Origin of the sequence: Cellulomonas sp. ACRRI, from assembly GCF_022346185.1 — a bacterium.
Classification (GTDB): Bacteria; Actinomycetota; Actinomycetes; order Actinomycetales; family Cellulomonadaceae; genus Cellulomonas.
This window is the reverse complement of the sequence record NZ_JAKRMS010000135.1, coordinates 1-11,411: the sequence shown is the minus strand read 5'-3', so window position 1 is coordinate 11,411 and position 11,411 is coordinate 1. Positions and strand designations below refer to the sequence as shown.

Below are 11,411 nucleotides of genomic sequence, written 5' to 3'. Positions count from 1 at the left end.
GGGCATGGCGGGGTCCTCGTGGGGGAACGGCTTTCCCCACCCATCGGCCGCCGCGGGCGCGGACGACCCCGTCGGTGCGGGTGAAGCGCCACGGTCGCCCGACGCACGTCGGCGGTGGCCGCGACGCGGGGCGCGTGCGCCGGGTCCGGATTTGCGTGGCTGTCACAGCGCCGAATGACAGCGCGACCACTTACTCAGCGGCCGCGCAGCCACTCAAAAACTGGAGTGCGGCACTGAGGCCGCTACTGATATGTCCCATCGAGCACCTACGGACCCGGAGATGGGGCGTGCCATTCGACTGCCATGGGCGCCAGACGACGGCGCGCGTGCCGTCCGGAGGAGGACAGGCTGATGGCGAGGACACCGGCGCGTCGCACGGCACGCGTCCTGAGCACGATCGTGACGGCGCTGGCGCTCGGGCTCGCCGGGGCGGGCGGCGTCCCGGCGGCCGAGGTGCCGCAGCCCGTGGCCGCGGGCGAGGGCTCGCTCCTGCTGCGCGAGGACTTCGACGGCCGGACGGTCGCGGACCCGCGGGTGATCCCGCTCGGGTCCGCCTGCCTGACCGGCGCGGCCGTGGGCCTGACGCCGCCGGTCGTCGGCGGGTCGGCGCTGGGACCGTGCCCGTTCGGCAGCGGCAACGGTCCCGTGCCCGGCGCGGCGCCGGGCTACCTCCAGCTCACCGACGACGTGGTGAGCCAGGCGGGTGGCGTGGCCCTCGACCGCGCAGTCCCGGCCGGCGCCGGCCTCGTGGTCGAGTACGACCAGTACATGTACCGGCCCCGCGGCGGCGACGGCGCCGACGGCATCGGGCTGGTGCTGGTCGACGGCGCGCACGACCTGCGTGAGCTCGGTGCCTTCGGCGGCAGCCTCGGCTACGCCCAGGACCGGACGACGCCGGGGGTGTCCGGCGCGTACCTCGGCGTCGGGTTCGACCTGTACGGGAACTTCGCCCGGGACGACACGGGACGCGGTGCGGGGTGCGCGGCGCCGTCGCCGTACACCGGCGGGCTGGTGCCGAACGCGGTGACCGTCCGCGGCCCGGGCGACGGGGGCACCGGCTACTGCTGGCTCGCGACCCGGGAGCTCGACAGGTCCGCGCAGCGGCTCGACGCGTCCGGCTGGACCTCGACGACGGCGCTGATCGCGGCCGCGCAGCGGAACGTGCGCGTCACCGTCAGCCCCGACGTCCGGCCGGTCGTCACGGTCGAGATCGACTTCACCGGGACCCGCACCGCGTACCAGACGGTGCTCACGCACACCATGTCCGAGGCGGCGCCGGCGACGTACAAGCTCGGCTTCGCCGCCGCGACGGGCGCCGTGAGCGACGTGCACCTGATCCGCGACGTGGAGGTCCGCACGGTCGAGCCCCTGTCGCCCCTCCACCTGGTCGTCCAGGTGGCGCAGACCGACGACCTGCCGGACGCGTTCCGGTCCGGCAGCACGATCCCGTTCGACCTGGTGGTCACGAACACCGACGCCGAGCCGCTGACCGACGTCGAGGTGCACGACCCGCTCGTGGGGCCGGACGCGGTGTGCACGGTGCCCGAGCTCGGACCCGCCGGCTCCGCGACCGCGTCGGTGACGTGCCGGGTCGAGGTCGTCGTCGGGGCCGAGCACGGCCGGGCGGGCGAGCTGCTGAACGCGGCGCGGGCGACGGCGACCGGCGCGGACGGGCCGGTCGCGGCGGCCGACGACGTGCTCGTGGCGATCACCGGGAGCCCCGGCCTCGAGGTCACCGCGTCCGCGGTGGTCGACGGGGGCCCGGGCGGGCTCGTCACGGCCGGCGACCTCGTCGTGCTCGCCTACGAGGTGCGGAACACCGGCGACGTCGACCTGACCGACCTGCGGGTCCGGGAGGAGCTGGGCGTCGCGGTCACCTGCGACGCGACGGAGCTGGCGCCGGGGGAGGCGACGGCCTGCACCGCGGAGCCCTACGTGCTGCGGGAGGCCGACGTGCTCGCGGCCGGGGTGACGAGCGTGGCGACCCCGGACGCGACCGTCCCGGCGCACGCCGACCCGCTGGTGCCCGTGCCGGGCACGCTCGACGTCCCGCTCGTCGCGGCGACCGCCGCCCTCGCGGTCACGCAGGAGGCCGTGCTGGTGGCGGAGCACGGCGACGACGTCGCCGGCGTCGGCGACGTCGTGCGGTACGACGTCGCCGTCGAGAACACCGGCGACCTGCCGCTCAGCGGGCTGGTGGTCGAGCACGACCGCGCCGGCTCCGCGACCTGCGCGGCCACCGAGCTCGACCCCGGTGCCACGACCACCTGCACCGGGGACGCCGAGCACGTCGTGACGGAGCAGGACCTCGTGGCGGGCGGGGTCGCGGCCGTCGCCCGCGCGACCGCGCGGACGGCCGCCGGGACGCCGGCTGACGGGGAGCACGCCGTCACGACCCCGACGCGCGCCGCGGTGGCGGAGATCGCGCTGGCGATGACCGCCGCCGTCGAGGAGGACGACGCCCCCGGCGCGTCCGAGGTGCGGGTCCGCTACGCGTTCGAGGTGACGAGCACGGGCACCGTCACCGTGCACGACGTGGTCGTCACCGACCTGCAGGTGAGGGACGTGCCCGTCGGCGACGTCGTGTGCGCGGCGACCACCCTGGCGCCCGGGGACGTGACCGGCTGCGCGGCCACGGAGGTGTACGTGGTGACCGCTGCCGACCGGGAGGCGGGGGAGGTGCACGCGACCGCCACCGCCCACGCGCAGGCGCCCGCGGGGGTGCCGGCCGTGCAGCCGGTGACCGCGGGGACGACGGCCGTGGTGCCGGAGATCGTGGTCGACCCGGAGCCGGAGCCGGAGCCGGAGCCGGAGCTGTCGCCCGAGCCTGAGCCGGAGCCGGAGCCGGAGCCGGAGCCCGAGCCGTCGCCCGAGCCCTCGCCCGAGCCCTCGCCGGAGCCCTCGCCGGAGCCGGAGCCGTCACCGGGCCCGGGCCCGACCACCCCGCCCGGCCCGGGCGGCGACGGTGCGGGTGGCGACGCCGGCAGCGGCGGCGACGGGGACGGCGCGGGCGGCGGCACCCCGGGAGCCGCCCCGACGACACCGGGCGCCCCGCGCGCCGGTACGGACCCGGGCGGCCTGGCGGTCACGGGTGGCGCGCTCGCGGCGGGTTCGCTGCTCGCGCTCGCCCTGGTCGCCGGCGGCGCGCTCGCGCTGCGCGGGCGTCAGCCCCGGCCGGGGTCCACCGACCCGTCGACGTAGGACCAGGCGCCGTCGTCGCGGACGAACCGGCTCACCTCGTGCAGCGACCCGCGACCGCTCGTGTCGCTGTACGAGGCCCGGAACTCGACTGTCCCGGTGGTGTCGAACGGCCCGCCGCCGTCGGTCGCGAGCACGTCGAGCCGGCGCCACACCGTCGCGTCGTCCAGGTCGACGGTGGCGGGTCGGGTGGACGGGTGCCAGGTCGCGAGCAGGTACGCGGGGTCGCCGACCGCGAACGCGCTGTACCGGGACCGCATCAGCGCCTCGGCGGTCGGGGCGGCGCGCTCCCCGCGGTGCAGCGGGCCGCAGCACTCGTCGTACGGCAGGCCGCTGAGGCAGGGGCAGCGGGTCGGCGTCGGCACGGGTCCAGTATCGGTCCGACCCCGGGACGCGAGGCCCCGCCGGACGGTCGGCGGCTCAGCGCCGCGCGCCGCGCACCCTCCGGAGCCGGGCGGCCGCCGCGCTCAGGGCGACCCCGACCCCGGCCAGGCCGAGCGCGAGCGCCGCGAGCGGCACGCTGTCCGCGCCGGTCCGCGGGAGGGTCGAGCCGGCCGCGCCGGTCCCGCCGGTCCCGCCGCCCGCGCCGGACCCGCCGTCACCCGCCCCCGGTCCGTCACCGGGCGCGCCGCCGCCGTCCCCGCCCGCCGCGGTGACCGTCACCGTGACCACCGCGCTCGCGCACGCCGGTGACACGTCCGCCGCGCACACCCGGTACGTGAAGGTGTCCGTCCCGACGAAGCCGGGCGCGGGCGTGTACACGAGCACCCCGTCCACGAGCTCGACCGACCCGTGCCCGGGCCCGGCGATGACGTCCGGCGCCAGCACCGTGCCCCGGTCGTTCGCGGCGACGTCGATGGTCACGGGCGTGCCCTCGGGGGTCGTGGCGGCGTCGTCGACGGCCACCGGGTCGACCAGCACGGCGACCAGCCCGGTGCTGCACAGCACCGGGGTCCCGTCGTCGCACACGGTGTACTGGAACAGGTCGCGCCCCGCGAAACCGGGCGGCGGCGTGTACGTGGTGGTCCCGCCGGAGACGGTCACGGTCCCGCCGGCGGACGACGGGAACGTCGAGGTGATCGTCGCGGCGTCCCCGTCGGGGTCGCTCACGGCGGGGTCGCCCGCGACGGGGGTGTCGACGGTGGTCTCCAGGAACAGCGGCGGTGCGACCGGCGGCGCGTTGTCCGGCCAGACGTGCACGGTGACGACCGCCGGGGCGCAGTCGGTCGGGTCGTCGGGGGCGCACGCCTGGTAGGTGAACGAGTCCGTGCCGAAGTACCCGGGTCCGGGCGTGTAGACCACGGAGCCGGTCGCGGGGTCGACGGTCACCAGGCCGTGGTCGGGCGCGTCCACCAGGCTGGTCGACAGCACCGCCCCGGGCGGGTCGTTGGACAGCACGTCGATGGTGACGGGCTGGTCGACGAGCGTCGTGGTCTCGTCGTCGACCGCGAGGGGGTGCACGATCAGCGTCACCGTCGCCGGCGCGCTGCACTGCACGGGCGTCTGGTTGTCGCAGACCCGGTAGGTGAAGGTGTCCGTGCCCACGAACCCGGCGGCCGGCAGGTACCCGAACCGGCCGCCCGGCAGGAGGACCAGCACGCCGTCGGACGGTCCGGTGACGGTGCTGAACCGCAGCTGCAGGTCGGGGTCGGGGCTGCTCCCGGTCACGGCCGAGACGATCGGCCGGCCGGCCACCGTCTCGCGCACGAGGTCGTCGGCGGTCGGCGGGTCGACCACCTCGGGGCCGGGCGTGACCTCGGTGGTCACCGTCTCGGAGGCGGCGCTGCCGTCGTTGTTGGAGGCGTCCGGGTCGGGCGTGGTGGCGGTGGCGCTCGCCGTGTTCACCAGCACACCGGCTGCGGGTGCGGTCCCGGTGACGGTGAGCGTCACGGTGTCGCCGGCGGCCAGGGTGCCGAGCGACCACGTGACCGTGGGCGGCGTGACCACCCCGCCGGCCGAGGCGGTGACGCCGGTGAGGGCCGCGGGCAGGTCGTCGGTGACCGTGACACCCGCCGCGGGGTCGGGTCCGGCGTTCGTCACCTCGATCGTGTAGGTGAGCTGCCCGCCCGGGCCGACGTCCGCTGGCCCGGTCTTGGTGACCTGCACGTCGGCGGACGCCGGCGCGGCCGGGTCGGCGCAGTCGAGCGCCGGGTAGTCGGCGGGCCCGGGCACCGTCAGGTCGCGCACGTCGACGTTCGTGACCGAGCCGGCGCCGGTGTCGGGGAACGTGGTGCCGGGGACGTCGACGAAGATCGGGATGAACCGGGTGTCGCCGTCGAAGCCGCCCTGCACGCTCGTCGTCCCGGTGAACACGTACCGGCCGAACCCGGTGACCGCGCCGTCGTCCGCGAGCGTCGTCGCGGTGAGCGCGGCGGCGGGCGTCTGCCGCCAGGTGCCCTGGTTCACGAAGCCCCCGCCGAGCGCGACGAGGCCGGTGCTGCTGGAGCCGCCGCTGTTCGTGAGCCCGCCGGCCGCGCTGAGCACGCACAGGTTGGTCAGCGAGCCCGAGCCGTTGACCACCAGGTCCCCGCCGAGGGTCGCGGTGCCCGCGTTCACGAACGGTCCGTTGACGATCGTCGTGCCCGCGGCGGTGAGCGTGCCGTTGTTGGTGAGCGACACCGGGGAGTTCAGGGTCGCCCCGCCCGGCAGCGCGAGCGTGCCGTCGTTGACGATCGTGCCGGCGGCGGGGGTGAACGCGCCGGTGACGGTCAGGCTGGCCCCGGCCCGGTTGGTCACCGTCGCCTGGCCGTTGAGGGCGAGCCCGGCGAACGTGGCGGTCCCGGCGTTGTCCAGCACGAAACCCGCGTTCACGGCGATCGACGGCATGGCCGCGGTGCCGCCGGTCGCCACGTAGAGCGTGCCCGCGGCGTTGTTCAGGTACGCCGGGGCGAGGGTCGCGCCCGCCGCGACGCACAGGGTCGCCCCCGCGGGCAGCGTGTCCACACCGCCCGCCTGGGTCCCGCCGGCGAGCAGCACGACCTCGCCGGCCGCGACCGCCAGGGCGGCGCCGGACGCGGAGCCGGTGACCGTCCGGGTCGGCGCGGCGCAGTCGTCGGCGGGCGCGGCCTGCGCGGGGCCGCCGCCCGGGACGAGCGCGCCGAGCAGCAGCCCGGCGAGCGCCGCGGCGGCCCACCGCCGCACGCGTCCCGTCGCCGCCCGCGCCCTCGTCGTGCCGTCCTGCCGCGTGCTGCCGCCCGACCTCGCCCGCACCGTGCCCCCGACACCTCGTCCGCCGGTCCCCCGACCAGCGCGTCCGGCCACCGTACCGACGGGCGCGCCGGGCGGCGAGGGATGGCGGCGACGGCGACCGGGTGCGGCGCCACCCGGTACCGACGTCCCGCTCACGGTGGCGCGGGCCCGCCATCATGGTGCGCGTGCCGACCCAACCCACCGACGACGAGCTCGAGCTCATCCGCCAGTCCGGCGTCGCCCTGCGCGTCGGCCGGCTGAGCCTGTCCGCCGGGACCGGGTCGTACCGGGTCAAGTCGTCGATGGCGCGGATCGCCCGCGCGATCGGCGTCGACCGGCACGAGGCCCACGTGACCCTGACCGAGATCACCACGACGTCGCACCGCGGCCCGAGCTTCCGCACGGAGGTCGCCGAGGTGCGGTCGGTCGGCATCAACGCCGACCGGCTCGCCGAGCTCGAGCACCTCGCCGGCTCGCTCGCCGCCTCCGGGCGACGCGCGACCGTCGAGGAGGTGTCGGCCGAGCTCGACCGGATCGAGCACAAGCGGCCGCTGTACCCCGACGCGGTCAACGCGCTGTGGGCCGCCGTCGCGTGCGCGGCCTTCGCGTTCCTCAACAACGGCGGCCCCGTCGAGATGGCGGGGGCGTTCGTCGCGGCCTGGCTCGGCCAGCTCACCCGGCGGGTGCTGCTGCACCGCGGGTTCAACCAGTTCGGCGTGACGATGCTCGCCGCCGCGCTCGCGTGCCTGGCGTACCTCGGGCTGGTGTCGGTCGTGCACGGGCTCGGCGCCACGGAGGTCCGGCACGCGGCGGGGTACGTCTCGGCCGTGCTGTTCCTGGTGCCCGGCTTCCCGCTGGTCACCGGCGGCCTCGACCTGGCGAAGCTCGACTTCTCCGCGGGCGTCGCCCGGCTGACCTACGCGCTGATGATCCTCACCTCGGCGGCGCTCGCGGTGTGGGGCGTGTCGATCGCGGTCGGGCTGTCCCCGGACCCCGAGGCCGCCCCGGTGCTGCACGCCGGGCTGCTGCTGGGGCTCCGCATGGTCGCGAGCTTCGTCGGCGTGCTCGGGTTCGCCCTGATGTTCAACAGCCCGTGGCGGATGGCCCTCGGCGCGGCCGTCGTCGGCATGGTCGCCAACACCGGCCGGCTGTACCTGGTGGAGGACGTCGCGCCCCAGGCCGCGGCAGCCGCCGCCGCGCTGCTGGTCGGGCTGCTCGCGGCCGTGATCGCCCCGCGGCTCGGCGTGCCGCGCATCACCGTGTCCGTCCCCGCGGTCGTGATCATGGTGCCCGGCGTCTCCGCGTACCGGGCGGTGTTCTACCTCTCGAACGGCGACACCACCGAGGCGCTGGCCTACGGGGTGCAGGCGGGGCTCGTCGTCGTGGCGCTGTCGGTCGGGCTCGCGGTGGCGCGGATGCTCACGGACCGGGAGTGGGGCTTCGAGCACTGACCCCCCGGGGGTCATCGGGGCCGCTTTGCTGGACGCCCGGGAGGCCCGGTACTCTGATGCAGCCTGGAGACGTCGCATAGCCAGGTCTAGTGCGCGACCCTGCTAAGGTCGTGAAGGGGCAACCCTTCCGTGGGTTCAAATCCCACCGTCTCCGCTTCCACGAGGGCCCGGTCCACGCGACCGGGCCCTCGTCGCGTGTCTCGTGGTGCGCGTCACTCCCGCTTGCGGTGAAGTTGGCGTCCTGGCTAGAGTCGATACCAATCCACCCCGTTGTCCGGCTCCGCCGCACGACGGGGCTTTTCTTTCCCCGGGGGCATCGTGAAGAAGCGAGTCGTCGTCTTCCTGGACTGGCAGAACGTGTACATGCGCGCCCGGGAGAGCTTCCACTCGCGGGACTCGCCTGTCGCTGACGGGCAGGTGGACCCTGTCGACCTCGGTCACGTCCTCATGCGCGACCACGCACGGCGTCACCCCGAGGACGAGTTCGACCTCACCGAGATCCGCATCTACCGAGGGCGCCCGACCCAGCAGCATGACCCGAAGGGCTACGCGGCCTTCCGGCGCCAAGAGGCCGCGTGGCGGTCCAACTCGAAGATTCGTTGCACGTTCACGGACCTGCGCTACCCCCAGGACTGGGGCGAGGAGTCGTGTACGGACAAGCCGCGCGAAAAGGGCATCGACGTGTCTCTCGCCGTGGACCTTGTCACGATGTGCATGGAGGACAGGTACGACGTCGCGATCGTCATGTCGGCCGACTACGACCTGAAGCCCGCGATCTCGTTCGTCGGTCGGCGCACGGTGTCTCGAGGCGCGCCCGAGGTCGAGGTCGCCGCCTGGAAGGGCGACAGGGGGAGTAAGCCCTTGCGAATCCGCCTGGACGGACAGCCGCTCTACTGCATCTGGTTGGACCGCCAGTCGTACTGGGGTGTGACTGACGACCGGGACTACAACAGGCCCGCGGACGCGCCATCGAAGCGGGGACCACGCCCCGGACCCTACGTACCGCGCCTCTAGCCGGTCGTACCCGCCCGGTTTGTCCGGGCCACCGCCGCCGCCGCGTCGCCCGCCGTTCACCGGCCGTTCGTGCCCGCCCGCGAACCTGCGCACGACCCTCCGGACCTGCGAAAGGCCCTCCGTCGTGCGACTGACCTGGCGACCCCCGGCGACCGCCGCCGCCGTCACCCTCCTGCTCACCTCCGCGCTCGGCACCGCGGCGCCGGCGCTCGCGGCGGGCGGCGCGCCCGCGGCGGCCCCCGTCCTGGGCACCGTCGCGATCAACGAGGTCGACGTCGCGCAGGACTGGGTCGAACTCGTGAACACCGGCTCCGCGCCGGTCGACGTCTCCGGCTACGTGCTGAAGGACGACAAGGACGACCGCACGCTCGCGCTGCCCGCGGGCACGGTGCTGGCGCCCGGCGGGTACCTGGCGGTGGACACGGACACGGACGGGGACCCCGCCGCGTTCGGGCTCGGCAAGGCCGACACCGCCCGGCTGTACGCCGCGGACGGGACCACGCTGCTCGACGAGCACGCCTGGACCCAGGAGCCGGCGACCAGCTGGGGCCGGTGCGCCGACGGCCTGGGTGCGTTCACCACGACCGCCTCGGCCACGAAGGGCGCCGCGAACGACTGCGCCCCGCCCGCCGCCGGGGGCGCGCTGGTGATCAACGAGGTGGAGTCCAACGGCGACGACACCGACTGGATCGAGCTGATGAACACCGGCGGGTCGGCCCTCGACCTGTCCGGCTACGTCATCAAGGACGACGACGACGGCCGCACCGACCGGATCGCCGCGGGCACCGTCGTCGAGCCGGGGGCGCTCCTCGTGCTCGAGGGCGAGACCGCCACCGACCCCGACTTCGGCTTCGGCCTGGGCGGCGCCGACGCCGCGCGGATCTTCCTGCCGGACGGCGTGACCGAGGTCGCGTCGTACGCCTGGACGGCGCACGCCGTCGGCACCACCTACGGGCGCTGCCCGGACGGCACGGGTGCGTTCACCACGACCAGCGTCCCGACCAAGGGCGCGCCGAACGACTGCCGCGTCCCGGTGCGGATCAACGAGGTCGAGTCCAGCGGCGGCACGCCGGGCGACTGGGTCGAGCTCGTGAACACCGGCGTGGCCGACGTCGACCTGTCCGGCTACCTGTTCGCCGACGCGGACGACACCCACCGGTACCTGGTCCCGACCGGCACCACGCTCGCCGCCGGCGGCTACCTCGTGCTCGACGAGGCGGCGTTCGGCTTCGGCCTTGGCGGCGCGGACAGCGCGCGGCTGCTGACGCCGGACGGCGTCACGGTCGTCGACGCGTCCTCCTGGTCCGCGCACGCCGGCACCACGTACGGCCGCTGCCCCGACGGCACGGGCGAGTTCGCCACCACCGCCGCGCCCACCCCGGGCGCGCGCAACGAGTGCGCCGGGATCATCACCCCCGAGACCTGGCCCGGGGGCGCCGACGTGCGCACGCTCGACGCCGAGGGCATGTTCGCGGGCGACCTGAGCGGCCTCGACTACGAGCCGTCCGGCACGCGCGCCCCCGGCACCCTGTGGGCGGTGCAGAACGGCGACGGCCTGCTCTACCGGATCGTCCCGGACGGGCAGGGCGGGTGGGCCCCGGACGCCACGCAGGGCTGGGGCGCCGGCAAGGTGCTCGCCTACCCCGCGGGCACCGGCCTGCCGGGCTCGGTGGTCGACGCCGAGGGCGTCACCCTGGTCGGCGACGACAGCGCGAACGGGATCTACGTGTCGTCCGAGCGCGACGGCGGCGCCGCGAGCAGCGTCAGCCGGCCCTCGGTGCTGCGCTACGACGCGACCGGCGCGGGCGGCACGCTCACCGCCACCCGCGAGTGGGACCTGGCGGCGGACTTCCCGGGGCTCGGCGCCAACGCGGGGCTCGAGGGCATCACCTGGGTCCCCGACACGTTCCTCGTCGCGCGGGGCTTCGTCGACGCCACGACCGGTGCCGCCTACCAGCCGTCCCGGTACCCGGGGCACGGCACCGGCCTGTTCCTCGTCGGCGTCGAGGGCACCGCGGCGGTCTACGCCTACGCCCTCGCCGACGACGGTGGGTCGACCCGGGTCGCGACCGTCGAGACCGACCTCGCGCTCGTCGCGGACGTGCAGTTCGACGCCGACCGCGCCGCGCTGTGGGTCGTCTGCGACGAGGCCTGCGAGGGCCGGACGGCGCTGCACGAGATCGGCGCCGACGGCGCGTTCGCCGCCACGCACGTGTTCGACCGGCCCGCAGGCTCGGGGAACGTCGCGAACGAGGGCTTCGCGCTCGCGCCCCAGGCGGAGTGCACCGACGGCACGGTGCCGACGTTCTACGCGGACGACGCGGCGACCGACGGGCACTCGCTGCGCGGCGGGACGCTCGACTGCGACCCGTCCGACCCGTCCGACCCGGGGACGGATCCCGGGACGGACCCCGGGACGGACCCGGGGACCGACCCCGGGACGGACCCGGGGACCGATCCGGGGACGGGGCCTGGCACCGACCCCGGCACCGGTCCGGGGACGGGCCCCGGCGCCGGGACGACGCCGACCGCCCCCGGCACGGCCGCGCCCGCCGCCCC

General features: G+C 75.9%; 6 protein-coding genes and 1 tRNA gene. 5 read left to right on the top strand and 2 right to left on the bottom strand.

Features of this window, described 5'->3' with window-relative positions; translation table 11 throughout:
* Positions 1 to 351: 351 nt before the first annotated feature.
* A complete protein-coding gene (locus tag MHY85_RS17925; RefSeq protein WP_239198989.1) occupies positions 352 to 3,201 on the top strand; it encodes a hypothetical protein in 2,850 nt (949 codons plus the stop codon).
* Here MHY85_RS17925 and MHY85_RS17920 read toward each other — a convergent pair.
* Both MHY85_RS17920 and MHY85_RS17915 read right to left on the bottom strand, forming a co-directional pair.
* Positions 3,165 to 3,563 (bottom strand): YchJ family protein, encoded by a 399-nt coding sequence (locus MHY85_RS17920; protein ID WP_239198986.1) that lies wholly within the window; start codon positions 3,561 to 3,563, stop codon positions 3,165 to 3,167. The genes MHY85_RS17925 and MHY85_RS17920 overlap by 37 nt on opposite strands.
* 55 nt (positions 3,564 to 3,618) lie before the next feature.
* Positions 3,619 to 6,339, bottom strand: a complete 2,721-nt coding sequence (locus MHY85_RS17915; RefSeq protein ID WP_239198983.1) for an Ig-like domain-containing protein — start codon at positions 6,337 to 6,339, stop codon at positions 3,619 to 3,621.
* Positions 6,340 to 6,572: 233 nt separating this feature from the next.
* On the opposite strand from MHY85_RS17915, the gene MHY85_RS17910 reads away from it, so the two are divergent.
* The 4 genes from MHY85_RS17910 to MHY85_RS17895 all read left to right on the top strand — a co-directional run.
* Positions 6,573 to 7,838 (top strand): threonine/serine exporter ThrE family protein, encoded by a 1,266-nt coding sequence (locus MHY85_RS17910; RefSeq protein ID WP_239198980.1) that lies wholly within the window; start codon positions 6,573 to 6,575, stop codon positions 7,836 to 7,838.
* A 65-nt stretch (positions 7,839 to 7,903) separates the two neighbouring features.
* Positions 7,904 to 7,992 (top strand) — tRNA-Ser (locus MHY85_RS17905).
* A gap of 164 nt (positions 7,993 to 8,156) precedes the next feature.
* The gene (locus MHY85_RS17900) at positions 8,157 to 8,852 is read left to right on the top strand and encodes an NYN domain-containing protein (protein WP_239198977.1); all 696 of its coding nucleotides are present in this window, start codon (positions 8,157 to 8,159) and stop codon (positions 8,850 to 8,852) included.
* 124 nt (positions 8,853 to 8,976) lie between these two features.
* Positions 8,977 to 11,411: lamin tail domain-containing protein (locus MHY85_RS17895; RefSeq protein ID WP_239198974.1), on the top strand; the 2,435-nt coding region annotated here is incomplete at its 3' end.